This window comes from Clostridiales bacterium (genome assembly GCA_017961515.1).
Taxonomy (GTDB): Bacteria; Bacillota; Clostridia; order Acetivibrionales; family RGIG10202; genus RGIG10202.
The window spans coordinates 85,403-105,757 of sequence record JAGCXC010000092.1 but is presented as its reverse complement, the minus strand read 5'-3'; the positions used below and the strand labels follow the sequence as shown (position 1 = coordinate 105,757).

Sequence of the window (20,355 nt, the reverse complement as noted above, 5' to 3'; positions counted from 1 at the left end):
AGATAGCCGTATGTTTGAACTTAATAATTTTGATTCAATAAAAATTGGGTTAGCTTCTCCTGAAAAGATACGTGAGTGGTCAAGAGGAGAGGTAAAGAAGCCAGAAACGATAAATTATAGGACACTAAAGCCAGAGAGAGACGGATTATTTTGCGAGAGAATATTCGGACCTCAAAAGGACTGGGAGTGTCACTGTGGTAAATACAAGAGAATAAGGTATAAAGGTATAGTGTGTGATAGGTGTGGAGTTGAGGTTACACGTTCTAAAGTTAGGAGAGAGAGAATGGGACACATAGAGCTAGCAGCTCCAGTGTCTCACATATGGTACTTCAAAGGTATACCAAGTAGAATGGGACTATTACTTGATGTGTCACCGAGATTATTAGAGAAGGTGCTATATTTTGCTGCGTATATTGTGTTAGATCCCGGACAATCGCCACTAACTCAAAAGCAAGTATTGACAGAGAAAGAGTACAGGGAAAGCATAGAGAAATTTGGAAATAGTTTTAGGGCTAATATGGGAGCAGAAGCGGTTAAAGAGTTATTGCAAGATATAGATCTAGACAAACTATCTTCTGAATTAAGAAAAGAGTTAGATGAAGCAACAGGACAAAAGAGAGTACGTATTATAAAAAGACTGGAAGTAGTAGAGGCATTTAGGGTATCTAATAATAGGCCAGAGTGGATGATATTAGATGTAGTGCCAGTTGTGCCACCAGAATTAAGACCAATGGTACAATTGGATGGAGGAAGATTTGCGACATCGGACTTAAATGATTTATATAGAAGAGTTATAAATAGAAATAACAGATTAAAAAGACTATTAGATTTGGGAGCTCCAGATATAATAGTTAGAAATGAAAAGAGAATGCTACAAGAAGCAGTTGATGCGTTGATAGATAATGGTAGAAGAGGAAGACCTGTTACAGGTCCTGGAAATAGACCACTTAAATCATTATCAGATATGCTAAAAGGAAAACAGGGAAGGTTTAGACAGAATTTGCTGGGTAAACGTGTTGACTATTCGGGAAGGTCTGTTATAGTTGTAGGGCCAGAGCTTAAGATATATCAGTGTGGATTACCAAAAGAAATGGCACTAGAGTTGTTTAAGCCATTTGTTATGAAGAATTTGGTAAATAGCGGGATAGCGCATAATATAAAGAATGCCAAGAGAATGGTCGAGAGAGTGAAGCCTGAGGTATGGGATGTGCTAGAAGAAGTAATAAAGGAGCATCCAGTATTATTAAACCGTGCGCCTACATTGCATAGGCTTGGTATACAGGCATTTGAGCCAGTATTAGTTGAGGGAAGAGCGTTGAAGCTACATCCATTGGTTTGTACAGCGTACAATGCTGACTTTGATGGAGACCAAATGGCGGTTCATGTACCATTATCAGCTGAAGCACAGTCTGAGGCTAGGTTCTTAATGTTATCTGCAAACAACTTGCTAAAACCTCAAGATGGAAAGCCAGTGACAGTGCCTACACAGGATATGATATTAGGTAGTTATTATCTAACACTAAAGAAGAAGGGTGAAAAAGGAGAAGGAAGTGTATTTGCGTCGCCAGATGAAGCTATGCTTGCATATGAAGAAGGCGTAATAGGGCTTCATGCAGACATAGTTGTTAGGATGACAAAAGAGTTTGATGGAAAGATCGAACAACAAAGAATTAATACAACTATGGGAAGAATTATATTTAACGAGGCGATACCTCAGGATTTAGGTTTTGTTGATAGGACAAAGCCTGAGAATAAGTTTGCGTTAGAGATAGATGAGTTAGTTGATAAAAAGTTTTTGGGTAAGATAATATATAATTCTATAAGGACTCATGGATTAACAGATACAGCTGTATTGTTGGATAATATAAAGGCATTAGGCTTTAAGTATTCAACAAGAGGAGCAATAACAATAAGTGTATCGGATATGGTTATTCCTGAAGTAAAGCAAAGATATATAAAAGAGACAGAAGATAAAATAGAAAAAACAGTTAGACAATATAAGAGAGGTTTGATGTCAGATGAAGAAAGGTACAATAGTGTTATTGCAGCGTGGACAGAAGCATCAGAGAAAATAACAAAGGCGCTAATTAGTAACTTGTCTGAGTTTAACCCAGTGTATATGATGTCTCAATCAGGAGCGAGAGGTAATATAAATCAGATAAAGCAGTTGGCTGGTATGAGAGGTCTTATGGCAGATACATCAGGTAAAACAATAGAGATACCAATAAAGGCAAACTTTAGAGAAGGTCTTAACGTGTTGGAGTTTTTCATATCTACACACGGAGCGAGAAAAGGATTAGCGGATACAGCCTTAAGAACAGCCGATTCAGGATATCTAACAAGAAGGTTAGTTGATGTATCGCAAGATGTTATAGTAAGAGAAGTAGATTGTGGAACAAGAAAAGGAATAGAAGTATCAGATATTAAAGATGGAAACGAAGTTATAGAAGCCTTATCAGAAAGATTATTAGGAAGGTATTTAGCAGAGCGGGTATTCCATCCAGAAACAGGAGAACTTTTAGTTGATACAGGCAAATTGATAACTGATAAAGATGCTGAAAAGATAGTTAAGGCTGGCATAAAGAAGGTTAAAATAAGATCAGTATTGACATGTCATTCAGAGTACAGTGTGTGTGCGAGATGTTATGGAGCAAACTTGGCGACAGGTGAAGAGTGTAATGTGGGTGAGGCAGTAGGTATAATTGCAGCGCAATCTATAGGAGAGCCAGGAACACAGCTTACAATGAGAACATTCCATACAGGAGGAGTTGCCGGAGATGATATTACTCAAGGTTTGCCTCGTGTAGAGGAGTTGTTTGAAGCAAGGAAACCAAAAGGACTTGCAATTATAACAGAGATTGCGGGTAAGGTTAGGATAATAGAGAATAAAAGAAAGAGAGAAGTGGTTGTAACAAGTAGTGAAGGCGAAGTAATGAACTATATGATACCTTATGGAGCAAGGCTTAAGGTTCATGATGGAGATGAAGTAGAAGCAGGAGATGAATTGACAGAAGGTTCAGTAAATCCACATGATGTTTTGAAGATAAAAGGTGTTAAAGGTGTTCAAGATTACTTGTTACAAGAGGTACAAAGAGTATATAGACTTCAGGGTGTTGATATAAATGATAAGCACATTGAGGTAATAATGAAGCAAATGTTAAGAAAGATAAAAGTTGATGAAGTTGGAGATACGAATTTGTTACCAGGTGCTTTGGTTAATATATTTGACTTTGAGGAAGAAAATGCTCGAGTTGCCAGTGAAGGATTAAGAGAGGCAGAAGGAAAGAGAGTCTTGTTAGGAATAACAAAGGCGTCTTTGGCAACAGATTCATTTTTGTCAGCAGCATCGTTCCAGGAAACAACTAGGGTATTGACAGATGCTGCAATAAATGGAAAAGTCGATCCATTAGTTGGATTGAAAGAAAATGTGCTTATAGGAAAGCTAATACCTGCTGGAACTGGTATGAGTAGGTACAAAGACATAACAATAAGTACAGTGGTTGAATAATAATGATAAAGAATAAAAGTTAATGATAGATAGTGCCCTTAATGTAACATTATTATATTAAGCGGCACTATTAAATAAATATGAGAGGTTTAGTTAACAATTTGATGTTAAAAGTTGAATTTTAAAAATATTTATGATAGAATAAAACTCAATCGACAATGTTTTTAATGAAGAGTAAGTTTGATTTGTAAAATATAATTTTGAAAGGAAGGTAAGTTACTCTTTATAGCTTAGAGGAGTAATTAATAAGAATGAACAATATATTGGGTATAATTCTTGCAGCGGGCGAAGGTAGGAGAATGAAATCTGATAGTGCGAAGATTTTACACAAAGTTTGTGGTAAGCCAATGATTGAACATGTTAGATATTCACTTAGAAAAGCTTTAATTGAGGATGTTATTGTTGTGGTGGGTCACAAAAAAGAGCAAGTTAAGGATTATTTGCAAGATAAAGTAAAGTACGTTGTTCAAAAAGAACAGCTAGGTACGGGGCATGCAGTAAGAGAGGTATTTAATGCTTGTGATATAAATAGTAAGTATGTTTTGGTGCTGTGTGGGGATATGCCATTGATTACAGATGAGACCATATCAGAGACAATAAAGTATCATATAGACAACAAGTTTTCTGTAACTATAATATCTACATGCTTGGATGACCCAAGTGGATATGGCAGAATAGTTAGAAATAGCACAGGGGATGTTGTAAAAATAGTTGAACATAGAGATGCAAATGTTAATGAATTAAATATAAATGAAGTTAATTCGGGTATGTATTGTTTTGATGCAGATTGTCTTAAAAGTGCAATAGAAAAAGTTAAGAGTAATAACAGTCAAGGTGAATATTATTTAACAGATACCATAGAAATTTTAATAAATGATGGCAAGAGAGTTGGAGCAAGAAAGATATCAGATAGCAGGGAAATTTTAGGAGTAAATAACAGGATACAGCTAGAGGAAGCTAATAAGATTATGAGACGTAGAATCAATGAAAGGCATATGCTAAATGGAGTTACATTTATAGATTCGTCTACAACATACATAGAGGATGAAGTTATAATAGGAAAAGACACAACAATATATCCAAATACAATTTTGGAGGGAAGTACAAGAATAGGTGAAGGGTGTGTGATAGGTCCTAGCACAAAGATAATTTCTAGTGAAGTGGGTGATAGTGTAGTTATAAATAATTCGCAAGTGTTGGAGAGCATAATTCAAAATGGTACTAAGGTTGGGCCATTTGCGTATGTTAGGCCAGGTAGCAATATTGGGATGAACGTAAAAATTGGAGATTTTGTAGAGATAAAAAAATCTCAAATAGGGGATAATACAAAGATTTCTCATCTTACCTATGTAGGAGATGCAGAGGTGGGGAGAGGAGTTAACTTAGGTTGTGGAGTTGTTGCTGTAAATTACGATGGTAAGAAAAAAAACAAAACAATTGTAGGAGATAATTCATTTGTTGGATGTAATGTAAACTTGATATCACCGGTGGAGCTAGAAGATAATACATTTGTTGCTGCTGGATCAACAATAACAGATGATGTGCCTAAGAATTCATTGGCAATAGCAAGATCAAGACAAATTATAAAACAAGACTGGGTGACCAATAGAGAAGAGAATTATAAGTAAATTAGAAGAGGAGCATTAAAATGAATATTCATGGAAAAGACATAAAAATTTTTGCAGGTAATTCTAACTTAAAGTTAGCACGCGAAATAGCAGAGAAGATAGGTCTTCCTATAGGTAGTGCCAGCGTGGGTATGTTCAGCGATGGAGAAAGTGCTATAAATATAGAGGAAGTAGTGAGAGGATCTGATGTATTTATAATACAATCTACTAGTAAGCCTGTTAACGATAATTTAATTGAGTTATTGATAATGATTGATGCACTAAAACGTGCATCCGCGGGAAGGATAACAGCGGTTATGCCTTATTTTGGATATGCAAGGCAAGATAGAAAAGCTAAGGCTAGAGATCCAATTTCAGCAAAGTTGGTTGCGAACCTATTGACAGTATCGGGTGCAGATAGAATATTAACTATGGATCTACATGCTGCACAGTTGCAGGGATTTTTTGATATACCAGTGGATCACTTGGTTGGTGTACCAATTCTTGCGCAATATTTTAAAGAAAGATTTAGTGATGATGATGATATAGTTGTTGTTTCTCCAGATGTGGGAAGTGTAACTAGGTCTAGAAAGTTTGCCGAAAGGTTAGAGTGTCCACTTGCCATAATAGATAAACGTAGGCCCAAGGCAAATGTATGTGAAGTTATGAATGTAATAGGTGACATACAAGATAAAAAAGTTATTCTTGTCGATGATATGATAGATACTGCAGGTACTGTAATTAACGCGACTAATGCACTTATAGAGAGAGGTGCAAAAGAGGTTTACGCCTGTTGTACACATGCAGTTTTTTCAGGTCCTGCAATAGATAGAATAAAAAATTCACCTATAAAGGAGATGGTAGTACTAAATACAATAGATTTACCAAAAGAAAAAAGATTAGATAAGATAAAAATATTATCGGTCGCAAGTGTTTTTGCAGAGGCGATTGAAAGAATATATGGAGATATATCCATAAGTACCTTGTTTAATCAGATAGACTAAATATTTTTGTTTTAAGGGGAGAAGTAATTTGAATGATATTGCAGTAAAGAGGAGATCTAGTATTACGAAATTAGTAGTTCTGGTAGCATCAGCATTGATTTTGGCTATAAATATAAATACTTTTGTTACAGCAGGAGAGCTTATACCAGGAGGATTTACAGGACTAACACTTTTTATACAGCGTATATTTGCAGTGTTTATGAAAGTGTCTGTTCCGTACACAGTTATAAATTTTATTTTAAATGCAGTACCAGCGGTAGTATGTTACCAAAAAATAGGGAAGAAATTTACCTTGTATTCATGCTTAGTTGTTGTATTAACAAGTATTTTTACAGATTTGCTACCTAAATTTAATATAACAAGTGATTTAACTTTGATATCAATATTTGGTGGATTGATAAATGGATTTGGTATCAGTTTGTGTTTGATAGTGGGAGCAACAAGCGGAGGATCAGATTTTCTATCTTTATTGATGATGAAAAAAGGTATAACGCATGCATGGTATTACATATTCATAGGAAATGTAATATTGATAGCGGCGGCAGGTGTCACTTTTGGTTGGGAAAAGGCGTTGTATTCTATAATATTTCAGTTTGCTAGTACACAAATTATAAATATGTTGCATCGTAGGTATAAGAGGAATACTTTGTCTATTATTACAGATTACCCGAATGAGGTGTATGAGATAATAAAAAACGTAACACATCACGGTGGGACAATTTTTACTGGGACAGGCTGTTATAAGAAAGAAACTAAGAACATGGTTTATTCAATTGTGGCTAGCGATGAAGTAAAAACTGTAATTAGTAGGGTTAAAGAGATTGATGAGGATGCATTTATTAATATAATAAAAACAGAACAATTAGTGGGGAAATTTTATGAAAGGCCAGAAGAGTAATTAAATTAAAGCAACATTTGGATGTTTAACAAAACCCCCAAATGTTGCTTTAATTTTGCTTTTTAACTGCATTGTACATTAAATCATAGTAAAAATTAGCCTATTATAATCCAATTTTGAAATGTTTTTTTGTGCAAATTGCCAGAAAAATATTTTTTTTTAAAAAATATATATCATTTATACAATATATTGTGTATAATATAATTATAGGCAACAAAATATTGTGTTGTTAACAATTAAGGAGGAAATTGATAATGATTACAAAAATAAAGAAAAGAGATGGGAGAGAAGTTCCTTTTAATAGCGAGAAGATAGTAAACGCAATATTTAAAGCGGCGACATCAATCGGAGGTAAAGATTATAATAAAGCGGTAGAATTGGCAGAGAAGGTTATAGAGGAAGTAGAGAACAAATATAGTAAGGGTGTGCCAACAGTTGAGCAAGTGCAGGACATAGTTGAAAAAGTTTTGATAAACTGTGGCCATGCAAAGACTGCAAAGAAGTACATATTGTATAGAGCAGAGAGATCCAGAGCAAGAGAAATGAATACAAGGCTTATGAAGATATTTGAAGATCTAACTTATAAGGAATCCAGCGAAAATGATTTAAAAAGAGAGAATGCGAATATAGATGGGGATACAGCCATGGGTACTATGCTAAGGTATGGTTCTGAGGCTGCTAAACAATTTTATGAAATGTTTATATTAAACCCTAAGCATTCAGATGCGCATAAAAACGGAGATATCCATATACACGATATGGATTTTTTGACGCTAACAACAACGTGTTGTCAGATAGATATATGTAAACTTTTTGAAAATGGTTTTAGTACAGGGCATGGCTTTTTAAGAGAGCCTAATGATATTCAAAGTTATTCTGCCTTAGCATGCATTGCAATCCAATCTAACCAGAACGATCAGCATGGAGGACAGAGTATACCTAATTTTGATTATGGTATGGCAAAAGGAGTAGCTAAAAGTTATAAAAAGTTATATATAAAAAATTTTAAAAAAGCGTTAGAGCTTTTAAGTGATTTAGAGGATGTAGATATTACAGTAAATGAAATTTGTGAGAAGATGAAAGAAAATCCGACTCTTGCGAATGTAGAAAAATATCAATCCAAAGAAAAGAAGCTATTAAAGGATATATTAGGTGATGACAAAACAGTAGATAAGATTCAACGTTTTGTTTATAAAAATACAGAAAAAGAAATAGATCGGTCTACATATCAAGCAATGGAAGCGTTTATACATAATCTAAATACGATGCATAGTAGAGCAGGAGCGCAGATACCATTTAGTTCAATAAATTATGGAACAGATACGTCAAGAGAGGGAAGGCTTGTAATGAAAAATCTGTTACTTGCGACAAAAGCCGGTTTGGGTAACGGAGAGACACCGATTTTCCCCATACAGATATTCAAAGTAAAAGAAGGTGTAAATTACAATCCAGGGGACCCAAATTACGATTTATTCAAGCTATCGTGTGAAGTAAGTGCAAAGAGATTGTTCCCTAATTTTTCGTTTATAGATGCACCATTTAATTTGCAGTACTATAAACCAAATCATCCTGAAACAGAGATAGCGTATATGGGATGTAGAACAAGGGTTATGTCTAATATACATGATAAAACGAAAGAGATAACATTTGGTAGAGGAAATTTGAGTTTTACTACAATCAATTTACCAAGGCTTGCAATAGAGAGCCATAAAGACATAGGTTTATTTTATGAAAAATTAGATCAGGAGATAGAGTTAGTATGTGATCAGTTGCTAGAGAGATTTGAGATACAGTGTAGAAAGAAAGTTAAGAATTTTCCTTTCCTAATGGGGCAAGGTGTTTGGTTAGATTCAGATGACTTAAAGTGGAACGAAGAAGTAAGAGAGGTGTTAAAGCATGGCACATTATCGATAGGATTTATTGGGCTTGCAGAAGCATTAAAGGCACTCACAGGCAAGCATCATGGTGAGTCAGAGGAGTCACAGAAATTAGGACTTAGAATTATTGGATATATGCGAGAAAAAATGGATAAGAAAGCTGAGAAATATAAGTTGAATTTTTCGGTTATAGCTACACCAGCAGAAGGAACAGCAGGACGTTTTGTAAAAATAGATAAACAAAGATACGGAATAATAGAGGGAGTAACAGATAGAGAATACTACACTAATAGTTTTCACATACCAGTATATTATAAGATTGGTGCGTATCAAAAGATAAACTTGGAGGCGCCATATCACAATCTTACTAATGGTGGTCACATAACATATGTAGAAGTAGATGGAGATCCAACTAAAAATGTGGAAGCATTTGAGAAGATAATAAGAACTATGAAAGAAGCTGGAATAGGTTATGGATCAGTAAATCATCCTGTAGACAGAGATACAGTTTGTGGATTTGTTGGCGTAATTGGAGACACATGTCCAGGTTGCGGAAGAAAAGAAGGGGATATTAAGTTTGATAGGATAAGAAGGATAACTGGATATTTAGTTGGTACATTGGATAGGTTTAATGATGCTAAAAGAGCAGAGGAAAGAGATAGAGTAAAGCATTGCTAGGATGAGGAGATGAGAACAATGGATGAGTTAATAAGGATAGCCGGAATAGTGGATGAATCAATAGTAGATGGTCCAGGTATAAGGTTTGTTGTGTTTACACAAGGATGTAGCCACAATTGTAAAGGGTGTCATAACCCTAAGACTCATTCATATAAAGGAGGGACTCTTGTTAGGGTTGGTGACATAATAGAGAGAATGAAAAAAAATCCGTTGTTAGATGGGTTAACTATTAGCGGGGGTGAGCCATTTGATCAGGCTAATGTAGTCAGCATTTTGGCTCATTGTGCAAAAAAAATGGGTTATAATGTGTGGACCTACACAGGATATCTGTATGAGGATTTGGTAAAGAGAGCTAAGACAGATTTAGGATGCAAAACATTGTTAGAGAATATTGATGTTTTGGTTGATGGAGAGTTTGACCAAACAAAGATGGATGCAAACCTAAAGTTTAAAGGATCTACCAACCAAAGAGAAATACAAATTGGACAGATGTATTGCAATTGATATGACTAAAAAGAGGTGGCGTTAATGTACTACGTAGGAGTAGATTTGGGTGGGACAAATATAAAGGCAGGAGTTGTGTCTTGTGATGGTAAGATAATAAAGAATAGTATAATAAAGACTCAAAAAGGAGCTGATCCACAAGTTATAATAGGGGATATAGCCAATCTTATAAAAAAGATAGTAAAAAATAGTGGATTATCGATGAAACAGATAGAGCGTATAGGTATTGGTGTTCCTGGAGTTGTTGATAATGATAAAGGTGTTATTGTAAGAGCAGTTAACATAAATTTTTTCGAAGTAAAAATAAGTGATGAGTTGAAAAAATATTTCAATATTCCAGTCTACATAGAAAACGATGCTAATTGTGCTGCATTGGCTGAAGCAAAGTTTGGTGTAGCGAAAGGATATAAAGATTCAATTATGGTTACGCTAGGGACAGGAATAGGAGGGGGCATCATAATAAATGAATCTATATATCGGGGTGTGAATTGTGCAGCAGGTGAGCTTGGGCATATGAGTATAGTAATGAGAGGGGAAAAGTGTAGTTGTGGAAGAAGAGGATGTTGGGAGATGTATGCATCTGCAACGGCACTAAAAAATTTAGCAATTAAGTCTATAGAAAATGATAACAGCACAAGTATGTACAGTGCAGTAGATGGAGATATGAGTAGAGTTGAGTCTAGAGTTGTATTTGCCCAAGCAAAAAGAGGGGATATAGCAGCGCAAAAAGTTCTAAATGAGTACATAGGGTATCTATCATTTGGTATAGTGAATCTTATTAACATTTTTCAACCTGGGTTGATAGCTATAGGTGGAGGTATATCAAATGCCGGTAAATATTTTTTGCAAAAGGTGAAAGATGAAGTAGGTAAGTCTAGTGAGATGGGACAAAATTTAAAGGATAGGACAGATATAAAGTTAGCAAAACTAGGAAACAAAGCTGGAATTTTAGGTGCAGCATTTTTGAATGAATATAATAGAAAGGTGTTTTAGGTATTGAATAATATAAAGCTTACAATAGAGTATGATGGCCGAAATTATCATGGATGGCAGATACAACCGGATGTTATTACAGTACAAGGTGTAGTGGCGGATGCAATAAAAAAACTAACGGGTGAGAGTATTGATTTAATCGGTGCTAGTAGAACAGATGAAGGGGTGCATGCATTTGGACAAGTGGCGAATTTTATAACCAATTCGACAATTGCGCCAGAGAAGTTTTGCCTTGCAATAAATGCATACCTTCCTGATGATATAGCTATTGTAAAGTCTGAGCTTATGCCAGATAATTTTAATGCTAGGTATGACTCTTGTGGCAAAAAGTATATATATCTTATACATAACAGATACACAAAAAGTGCATTATTTAAGGATAATGCTTATCACGTTAAGCAAAAGATAGACATTGATATAGTTAATAGGGCAGCTAAATTTTTAATAGGTACACACGATTTTAGTTCATTTAGAGCGAGCGGAGGAGGGGCTAAGACATCAGTTAGGACAATACATGATATAAATATAAAACAAGATGGAGACAGGGTTATTGTAGAAGTAAGAGGAGACGGTTTTTTGTATAATATGGTTAGAATAATTGTGGGGACATTGATTGATATTGGGGTAAAGAGAGTGTCACCTAATAAGATGCTAGAAATTTTAGATGCGAAAGATAGAGTTAAGGCTGGACAGACAGCGCCATCACATGGGCTATATTTGGTGGAGGTTTATTATTAAAAAGTATTACGAAAATTTTGGTTATTAATTTTTGAAAAGTGATGTTTTTTCCCAAGTATACTTAAAAAATACTTTCCAAAAGTGTCCTGGAAGCCTAGGAAAGATTTTCTGCAAAAAAAACGAAAAAAAATATAATTTTTTTATTGACAAAGATATGGGGAGTGTGTATAATGATACATGTTCGGTGAAGCGAGCACCATTAGCTCAGATGGTAGAGCAACTGACTCTTAATCAGTGGGCCCAGGGTTCGAGTCCCTGATGGTGCACCAAAGGCCCCTTTATAGAAAAAGGGGCTTTTTTGTTTTTTATATTTAAGTTGGTGAGGATGTACCGAGTCTATATGTGTGGGGGGTGAACCGCCCCAAAAGTTAAATAGATTAAGTCTTGATAAATGGCTTTAAGTGTGTGTGACTAGAAAAATAAAGTTTTAAGGAGAGAGTTATGAAATCAAAAAAAATGTATGAAGTGCGAAAAATAATTAATTTTAAAGATATGCTAAAACAAAGTAAAGAGCTTTTTGCAAAAAAGCTAGCTTTTGTGAAAAAGATATCTGATGGTAATTATAAAAATATATCATATGAAGAACTATATAATAATGTTGCTTCTCTTGGTACGTCGTTACTTAAGTTAGTGCCAGAAAAGCCTGTAGTATGTATATTGGGTGAAAATAGGTATGAGTGGTGTTTAGCATATCTTGCAACAACAAATTCAGGTGGAGTAGTTGTTCCGATGGATAAAGAGTTGCCAACATCTGAAAAGATTAATCTTATACAGCAAAGTAATGCTAATATTGTGATTTTTTCTGATAAGTATTCAGAGGAGATGAAAGAGATAGCGTCTAATATTTCTACCTTAAAATTTTTTATTAATATGGATTTAGAAGATGATAATGATACGAGATTGTCACTTTATAAGCTTGTGCGCAAGGGAGAAGGCTTGATTGAGAGAGGAGATACATCATTTGAAGAGGTACAGGTGTCTAGCGAAGAGATGAGTATATTATTGTTTACATCAGGTACTATGGACAATGCTAAGGGTGTTATGTTATCGCAGAAGAATGTGTGTGAAGACATAATGTCAGTATGTACTACTGTTGATGTAAAAAAAGAAGATTCAAGTGTTTCGATATTGCCTTTGCATCATACGTATCAGGCTTCTTTAGGATTTATTTTATTATTGTACAGAGGTAGTACAATATATTTTAATGATGGATTAAGATACATACAGAAAAATTTAAAGGAGTACGGTCCAACAATATTGATAACAGTGCCATTGCTCCTAGAAAATATGCATAAGAAAATATGGGAGCAGGCAAAGAAAACAAAAGGATTGACAACTTTTTTGAAAGTGGCAATTGGTGTAACAAATGTTCTAAGAGATGTTTTTAAAATAGATATAAAAAGAAAAGTATTTAGAAAAATTCATTCTACTTTAGGGGGGAACCTAAGGCTTATAATAACCGGAGCTGCGGCAATTGCTCCTGAAGTGTCTAAGTGTTTTTGGGATTTAGGTATAAAAACGCTTCAAGGGTATGGCTTAACAGAATGTGCGCCTCTTCTTATAGGAAATAGAGACAGTGTGTGTAGACATGGTTCTATAGGATTACCTATACCGGGTGTAGATATTACTATAAATAATCCGAATGAAGATGGAATAGGTGAGATATTAGCAAAAGGTCCTAATATAATGCTTGGGTATCTGATAAATGGAGAGGTAGATAAGTCGTGTTTTAAAGATGGATGGTTTTATACAGGAGATTTGGGGTACAAGGATAAAGATGGGTTCTATTATATAACAGGAAGAAACAAGAATGTTATTGTCACTAAAAATGGTAAGAATATATTCCCAGAAGAGTTGGAGACAAAAATTAATAGTAGTCCATATGTGCTTGAATCATTGGTATTTGGAAAGAGTGACGAGGAAACTGGTGAGGTTAGAGTTAATGCGCAAATTTTTCCTAATATAGACGCAATTAAGGAAAGTCTAAAGGCGGTTGTTGTGTCGGCAGAGGATATTAAGAAATTTTTAGGTGATGTTATAAAAAATATTAATAAAGAAATTCCTCTGTATAAGCACATAAAGGAATTTACCATTAGAGATACAGCATTTATAAAGACAACTACGCAAAAAATAAAAAGGTATAAGGAGATACCAAAGTACTAAAGATGGATGATGTTATGATTAAAAGAAGCGATGAGGAAGGTACTTTTTGGGATGAGGCTAGAGCAGTTGCGGTTGCAGCTTTGGTTACATTGCTGGCGATTAGGATGTTTGAGGTTGTTGTTAATAAATTAAGGCAACGTACAATACGACGACAAGAACGAGAGAGGCAAGCACAAGATGTGATAACAGTTGAAGTTGTGATTGATGATGGTAATGTTGATAGCGCTATTATCGAAAGAGTTGGAGAAAGGGATATGGATATAACGGCAGCGCGTCCTTATATGCAGATATAGATATCTATAATTTAGCGAGAGTTCTATTATCTCTAGAGAGCGAGGGATGAATCGCAAAAAATGGTAAGTATAGTATTATTAATGCCGAAAATAGAGTTATAGACAAAAAGAAGAGTGCTGCTATCACTAAAAATAGAAGATTTATTGAGATTTATAGAGGTAATGGCGCATTTGATTATTTACAGATGCGCTGTTAGATTGGTGTACGGTGGAGGAGGAGTAGAGCCTATGAAGGGTTTAAGTGGAGTATATTTTTTAGACAATTTAAAAAAATGTGTTGATGATATGACAAGTGATAGAATAGAGAATCAAATTATGCAGGTTATGGGTCTTGCAGATAATAGACTAGGACTTAAAAAAATAGATATGGAATCCCTTTATTGTAATTTGGCTAGTATTATACTAGAAAATGTGGATACTAAAGATGAGGATTATGATACGTTCGAAGAATCATTTAAGCGTTCGTACGACATTATTTTTAATGGAGAGTACAAAGAAGAATTTAAGGCTTTAAAGGATAACAATGCAAAAAGTTTTGTCATAGTACCTATTTTAGCGAGTACACCAATGGCTAGGGAAGGGCATATGTTTTTTGCAGTTGTTACAAAAGTCCAAGGAGAGTGTGAATGTGTTTTGGTAAACAAGGGATATAGGCCCAAAGGAGCTTTTACATATCAAAAATGTATAAATAAAAAATATGAAGATTTGATGGAGATTTTTACAGAAAGTAAAAAATTAAAAGTTTTTGAGATATATGAAAAACTTTCTGGAGATAGTGTTGATGGAGTAAATGCTATGAACCAAAAAACAGGGAATTGTGCGTGTAAGAATTTAGAGGCTGCTATAAATTGTGCGCTTTGCATTGCTTATCCTAAATATAAAAAATATGAAAGAATACCTGAAGGAGTGTTTGACAAGGCAAAAATGCATAGATTGTATTTGGATAATTTAAAAGATGTTGTTAAAAGTAGTGGAAAGTTTGATGAAGATTTTATCAATTTTGTAGAGGATAAGTGGAAAGAATATATTTATAATAAGATATTTTTAAAGAAGATAAATAGGCTAAAAAATAAGCATATCAGAAGAAAAATGGAGGGAATGGAATTACTAGAATCTTTTGAAAAGAAGTGTTTACAAAAGGAATTAGAGGAAATAGGTGTTGAAGTAAGTGATTTACTACAAGAAGATAAAATGGATGATGAGTGGGCAGAGTATACGTATAATAGGAAATTTAATGAAAAAGTAATCAAACTTAAGGAAAAGTATATGTTAAAAGAGGGTTTCTTTGAAAAGTCATTCTTTAATATATTCAAAGAGATTGATATTAAGTCTAGATTAAAATACGTATCATCTAGAACGTTGTGGGGATGCTATGAGAATTTTTTGTTGCTTGCTAAAAATCGTTCTATGGAAAGGCTGTATAAAATTTTGTATGTGATGGATAAAAATTGGTTGGACAAATATGCTATTTATAAAATTGAGTCTATAGAGTTAGATAAAGCAGTGTATTTTTTGAATTTGTTGGAGGAATATTTTCCTGCAGCTGTAAGAGAGTTAAAGTTAACTTATAGTGAAGCATATGCAAGATATGCAAATGCTGTACCAGAAAAGGAACATAGTGAAAAATTCTTTGAGTTTTATCGAAAGGGAGTTGAGTGTCTTCCTTATAAAAGTGAGTTAGATGAGATATTTGAGAAAAGCTATGGAGAAGTTGTGGATGTTAAATCTTTTGTTAATTATAAATATATTTTAAGTGTACGTGATAGAAAGAATTATGAATTATTAACTAGCGAATTTATGAGAGGAAAGAAAAAGATATTAAAGAGTTTAAGTGATATATTAAAGAAGAATAAAGAAAAAATAAAAGAAGCATTTTTGGTTAGTAACAATAGCGGTAATTTTTTAAAATTTAGTGATATTGATTTTAGTGAAATAAAGACTGATGTAGAAAATATGTCGTTTAAAGATGAGAATGGTCTTATGGATGTGGTATCTAGAATTACCGATAACAATGTACTAAGTTGTATCAATTTTGAAAAAATAGATACTAAGAAATTATTTTTTAAAACATTAAGTAATGGAAATTTTGAATTAACAAAAAATATGTTAGAGTTTGGAGTAGATGTAAATATCGCTACCCCTAGTGGAGATACTGCACTTATGGTAGCGTGCCTTGGAGAAAATGAAGAGGTTGTTAGGTTATTACTTAGTAAAAAGGCTAGGCTTAATGAAAAATACATGCAAGGATTGAGTGCGGTAAAATTTATAGATGACTACGGTATTAGCGAAAATGTAGCGAAAATTGTGTTGGAAGCAGTGCTTGATAAGAAGGATTTAAACAGCAACATGGAAGGGGAGGGGAGTTTGAGCCCGCTAATGTATGCTTTAAGAAGAAGTAATATTAGTTTGGTTAAAGTGTTAATTTCGTTAGGAGTGGACGTTAATTGTGTGGATAAATACGCTAATACGCCCCTAAAAGATATTTGTTCGTCTACTGAAAATATTACCAATATTCGTATTGCAAAGTTGCTTATAGATAATGGTGCAGATATAAATAAAGAAAATTACAGAGGAATTACTGCATTAATGATTGCATGTTGCAGTGACAATATAGGTTTTGTTAAGTTGTTATTAGTAGAAGGTGCAGATGTTTTAAAGAAAAATAAAAATGGAAAAACCGCGTTGGATATGGCGCAGGAAATTGATAATAAAGATATGATTAATCTGTTGCGGAAAAAAACAGTTCCGATAGATAAAGTTGATATAAAAAAGGATAAAGGAATAGAACGACAGAAAATATGATTTTTTATTACATTTTTTTGCATTTTTTGAATTTATATGGTAAAATAAAACGCAAAAAAATTTGAAAAATATGAGGATGATGCTATGAAAGAAAATTTTTATTGGGTATGGCTTAGTTCGTTGCCACATATAGGTGTACTCAAGAAGAAAAAGTTGATAGATGAATTTGGTAGTCCATACAAAATTTTTTACGCAGATGTATTACAATTAAGAGAACTTTCTTATCTTACTTCAAAGAATATAGATGCGTTGATTAATAGGGATTATAGGGAACAGGCTAAAGTTCATTTGGAGAATGTATACAAAAATGATATAAAAATAATAACATTGGATGATGAAGCATATCCAAAGTTACTTAAGAATATATATGATCCGCCTATTGTGTTGTATATAAAGGGTAAAATAAAAAAAGATGATGTAGGAATTGGAATAGTTGGAGCAAGAAGGGCTACTCAGTACGGATTAAATATAGCTTATGATATGGGAGATAATATATCCCAGTGTGGTGTTACAGTGATAAGTGGGCTAGCTCGAGGAATAGATACATACGCACACAAGGGCGCACTGAAAAATGGAGGAAGAACTATTGCGGTGTTAGGAAGTGGATTGGACGTAGTGTATCCGTATGAGAATAAAGAATTGTTTGAAAATATACAAAAAGATGGAATGGTCATAACAGAGTATTTGCCGAAGACTAAGCCTTCGCCGTATAATTTTCCTGCAAGAAATAGAATAATAAGTGGCTTAAGCAGGGGAATACTTGTGGTAGAGGCAGGAATAAAAAGTGGATCTTTAATTACGGCTGATTTTGCGCTAGAACAGGGTAGAGATGTATTTGCAATTCCGGGCAATATAGGGTATAAAAATAGTGAGGGAACGAATACGTTAATAAAAGAAGGAGCAAAACTTGTAACTTGTGCCAGGGATATATTGGAGGATATTGGTTATATAGCTGTAAAAAAAATATCAGAAAATAGTAATAAATATAAAAATTTGAACGAATTAGAGAAAAGTATAATAGAATGTTTAAAAGAAAAGAATATGTGTGTAGATGAAATGGTTAAGTATACTAGTATGGAGTTAAAAAGTATTAACGCAAGTCTTTTGGTGCTTGAGTTAAGAGGTATGATAAGAAAAGATGATAAAAATGTTTATAGAGTTCTTTAATAATATTAATAAGCGTGGAGGAAACATATAATGGTAAAAGTTTTGGTTATAGTTGAGTCACCAGCTAAGGCGAAGACGATAGGAAAGTTTTTGGGGAAAAATTATAAAGTTGAAGCTTCTATGGGGCATATAAGAGATTTGCCTAAGAGTCAGCTTGGAGTGGATTTGGAGAATGACTTTGAGCCTAAGTATATTAATATACGAGGCAAGGGTGATTTAATAAAGAAGCTAAAAAAGTCGGCTAAGGCTCATGATAGAATTTATCTGGCAACCGACCCGGATAGAGAGGGAGAGGCCATATCTTGGCATCTATCACATATATTGGGCATACCGGTTGATGAGGAGTGTAGAATAACCTTCAACGAAATAACGAAGAATGCTGTTAAAGATGCAATAAAAAATCCGAAAAAAATAGATCTAAAGCTTGTAGATGCACAACAGGCGAGAAGAGTTTTGGATAGAGTAGTGGGATACAAAATAAGTCCAATACTTTGGAAAAGAGTAAAAAAAGGTCTAAGTGCAGGTAGAGTTCAATCTGTGGCGACTAAGATTATATGTGATAGAGAAACTGAAATAGAAAATTTTGTTGCGAAAGAGTATTGGTCAATAAAAGCAATCTTACATAAAGACGGGGACAAGACCAAGTTTGAGGCAATGTTTTACGGAGATAAAAAAGGTAAGATCAGTTTAGATGATAAATCTTTGGTTGATAAAATAGTGTCATTTATAAAAAACAAGGATTTTGTTGTGACAAAAGTAAAGCTAGGTACGAAAAAGAAAAATCCATCAGCTCCATTTATAACAAGTACTATGCAGCAGGAGGCATCGAGAAAACTTGGATTTTCTACGAAAAAAACGATGAGTGTTGCGCAACAATTATATGAAGGGATAGATATAAAAGGAAAAGGTGCCGTAGGTTTGGTTACGTACATACGTACAGACTCAACCAGAATATCTACCGATGCACAAAAAGAAGCAAGGGATTACATAAAAAGTAAGTATGGTGAGAAATATTTACCTAAATCGCCTAGAATATATAAGAACAAAAATACGTCTCAAGATGCACATGAGGCAATAAGACCTACATATGTCTCATTTCATCCAGATACAATAAAAGATTCATTGACCAAGGAACAGTATAAACTATATAAACTTGTGTGGGAGAGATTTATAGCAAGCCAGATGGAACAAGCAGTTTATGATGTTATTGCTGCTGATTTTGATGTTGGTGAATATAGATTTAAGGCTAATGGATCAAAAATTTCTTTTGATGGATTTATGGCATTGTATATTGAAGGTAATGATGATAAGGAGAAAGATGATGAGGAAATGAAAGTGCCTATGTTGGAGGAAGGTGAAATTGTAAAACAGAGTAAGATAGAGTCAAAACAGCACTTTACTGAACCACCGCCAAGGTTTACAGAGGCTTCTTTAGTAAAATTCTTGGAAGAGAAGGGAATTGGAAGACCTAGCACATATGCACCAACAATAAGTACTATTTTGGCTAGAGGATATATAGAAAAAGAAAAAAAGGCGATAAAACCAACATTTTTAGGTAATATAGTAAACGAGATTATGAAGAAATATTTTAAAGATATAGTAGATTGCAAGTTTACGGCCAATATGGAAGAAAACTTAGATGATGTGGAAACAGGTAGCAGAGAATGGAAGGATGTAATAAGAAGTTTTTATCCTGCATTTGAAAAAGATCTAAATAGCGCGGAAGAGCATTTAGAAAAAGTTGCATTGCCGCAGGTTGTGACGGATGTTATATGTGATAAGTGCGGAAGGAACATGGTTGAAAAGATAAGTAGATATGGAAAGTTTTTAGCTTGTCCAGGGTTCCCGGAATGCAGGAATATAAAAGCTATAGTTGTAGAAGCGGGAGCGAATTGCCTAAAGTGTGGTGGAAAGATTCTTGTTAAGAAGACTAAAAAAGGTAGAAAATATTTGGGATGTGAGAATAATCCTAAATGTGATTTTATGACGTGGGATAGTATTTCAAAAGAAAAGTGTCCTAAGTGCCAATCATTTATGCTAGAGCATAGCACATCAAAGAAGAAGATAGTTAGATGTGCGAACGAGGAATGTGATTTTATGAGAGAGAGTGATAAGTAATAGTT

At 34.1% G+C, this 20,355-nt stretch carries 13 protein-coding genes and 1 tRNA gene; all 14 read left to right on the top strand.

Going from position 1 to position 20,355, the window contains the following annotated elements:
- Positions 1-10: 10 nt before the first annotated feature.
- Positions 11-3,508 carry a DNA-directed RNA polymerase subunit beta' gene (rpoC, locus tag J6Y29_06825; GenBank protein MBP5427578.1) on the top strand — a complete coding sequence of 1,166 codons (3,498 nt, stop codon included), beginning with the start codon at positions 11-13 and terminating at the stop codon, positions 3,506-3,508.
- Between the two features lie 251 nt (positions 3,509-3,759).
- Positions 3,760-5,136 (top strand): bifunctional UDP-N-acetylglucosamine diphosphorylase/glucosamine-1-phosphate N-acetyltransferase GlmU, encoded by a 1,377-nt coding sequence (glmU, locus tag J6Y29_06820; protein MBP5427577.1) that lies wholly within the window; start codon positions 3,760-3,762, stop codon positions 5,134-5,136.
- A gap of 20 nt (positions 5,137-5,156) precedes the next feature.
- Complete coding sequence (locus tag J6Y29_06815; GenBank protein MBP5427576.1) at positions 5,157-6,119, top strand: ribose-phosphate diphosphokinase; 963 nt, start codon at positions 5,157-5,159, stop codon at positions 6,117-6,119.
- A 37-nt stretch (positions 6,120-6,156) separates the two neighbouring features.
- The gene (locus tag J6Y29_06810) at positions 6,157-7,017 is read left to right on the top strand and encodes a YitT family protein (GenBank protein MBP5427575.1); all 861 of its coding nucleotides are present in this window, start codon (positions 6,157-6,159) and stop codon (positions 7,015-7,017) included.
- 254 nt (positions 7,018-7,271) lie between these two features.
- A complete protein-coding gene (locus tag J6Y29_06805; GenBank protein ID MBP5427574.1) occupies positions 7,272-9,572 on the top strand; it encodes an anaerobic ribonucleoside triphosphate reductase in 2,301 nt (766 codons plus the stop codon).
- An 18-nt stretch (positions 9,573-9,590) separates the two neighbouring features.
- Positions 9,591-10,076 carry an anaerobic ribonucleoside-triphosphate reductase activating protein gene (gene nrdG / locus J6Y29_06800; protein MBP5427573.1) on the top strand — a complete coding sequence of 162 codons (486 nt, stop codon included), beginning with the start codon at positions 9,591-9,593 and terminating at the stop codon, positions 10,074-10,076.
- A gap of 24 nt (positions 10,077-10,100) precedes the next feature.
- Positions 10,101-11,069: an ROK family protein gene (locus J6Y29_06795; protein MBP5427572.1), complete on the top strand. Its 969-nt coding sequence runs from the start codon at positions 10,101-10,103 to the stop codon at positions 11,067-11,069.
- 3 nt (positions 11,070-11,072) lie between these two features.
- The gene (truA, locus tag J6Y29_06790; protein ID MBP5427571.1) at positions 11,073-11,807 is read left to right on the top strand and encodes a tRNA pseudouridine(38-40) synthase TruA; all 735 of its coding nucleotides are present in this window, start codon (positions 11,073-11,075) and stop codon (positions 11,805-11,807) included.
- A 193-nt stretch (positions 11,808-12,000) separates the two neighbouring features.
- Positions 12,001-12,076, top strand: a tRNA-Lys gene (locus J6Y29_06785).
- Positions 12,077-12,248: 172 nt separating this feature from the next.
- Positions 12,249-13,970: an AMP-binding protein gene (locus J6Y29_06780; GenBank protein MBP5427570.1), complete on the top strand. Its 1,722-nt coding sequence runs from the start codon at positions 12,249-12,251 to the stop codon at positions 13,968-13,970.
- A 14-nt stretch (positions 13,971-13,984) separates the two neighbouring features.
- Positions 13,985-14,263: a hypothetical protein gene (locus tag J6Y29_06775; GenBank protein ID MBP5427569.1), complete on the top strand. Its 279-nt coding sequence runs from the start codon at positions 13,985-13,987 to the stop codon at positions 14,261-14,263.
- A gap of 114 nt (positions 14,264-14,377) precedes the next feature.
- Positions 14,378-17,065 (top strand): ankyrin repeat domain-containing protein, encoded by a 2,688-nt coding sequence (locus J6Y29_06770; GenBank protein ID MBP5427568.1) that lies wholly within the window; start codon positions 14,378-14,380, stop codon positions 17,063-17,065.
- 84 nt (positions 17,066-17,149) lie between these two features.
- Entirely contained in the window at positions 17,150-18,232 is a 1,083-nt protein-coding gene (gene dprA, locus J6Y29_06765) for a DNA-processing protein DprA (protein MBP5427567.1), read from the top strand.
- Between the two features lie 30 nt (positions 18,233-18,262).
- The gene (gene topA / locus J6Y29_06760; GenBank protein MBP5427566.1) at positions 18,263-20,350 is read left to right on the top strand and encodes a type I DNA topoisomerase; all 2,088 of its coding nucleotides are present in this window, start codon (positions 18,263-18,265) and stop codon (positions 20,348-20,350) included.
- Positions 20,351-20,355: the final 5 nt, after the last annotated feature.

Excerpts from the sequence above, each read along its gene's own strand:
- J6Y29_06775 (MBP5427569.1), top strand. The coding sequence starts at position 13,985 with ATGATTAAAAGAAGCGATGAGGAAGGTACTTTTTGGGATGAGGCTAGA.
- J6Y29_06815 (MBP5427576.1), top strand. The coding sequence starts at position 5,157 with ATGAATATTCATGGAAAAGACATAAAAATTTTTGCAGGTAATTCTAAC.
- topA (MBP5427566.1), top strand. The coding sequence starts at position 18,263 with ATGGTAAAAGTTTTGGTTATAGTTGAGTCACCAGCTAAGGCGAAGACG.
- J6Y29_06805 (MBP5427574.1), top strand. The coding sequence starts at position 7,272 with ATGATTACAAAAATAAAGAAAAGAGATGGGAGAGAAGTTCCTTTTAAT.
- nrdG (MBP5427573.1), top strand. The coding sequence starts at position 9,591 with ATGGATGAGTTAATAAGGATAGCCGGAATAGTGGATGAATCAATAGTA.
- glmU (MBP5427577.1), top strand. The coding sequence starts at position 3,760 with ATGAACAATATATTGGGTATAATTCTTGCAGCGGGCGAAGGTAGGAGA.
- dprA (MBP5427567.1), top strand. The coding sequence starts at position 17,150 with ATGAAAGAAAATTTTTATTGGGTATGGCTTAGTTCGTTGCCACATATA.
- rpoC (MBP5427578.1), top strand. The coding sequence starts at position 11 with ATGTTTGAACTTAATAATTTTGATTCAATAAAAATTGGGTTAGCTTCT.
- J6Y29_06795 (MBP5427572.1), top strand. The coding sequence starts at position 10,101 with ATGTACTACGTAGGAGTAGATTTGGGTGGGACAAATATAAAGGCAGGA.
- J6Y29_06780 (MBP5427570.1), top strand. The coding sequence starts at position 12,249 with ATGAAATCAAAAAAAATGTATGAAGTGCGAAAAATAATTAATTTTAAA.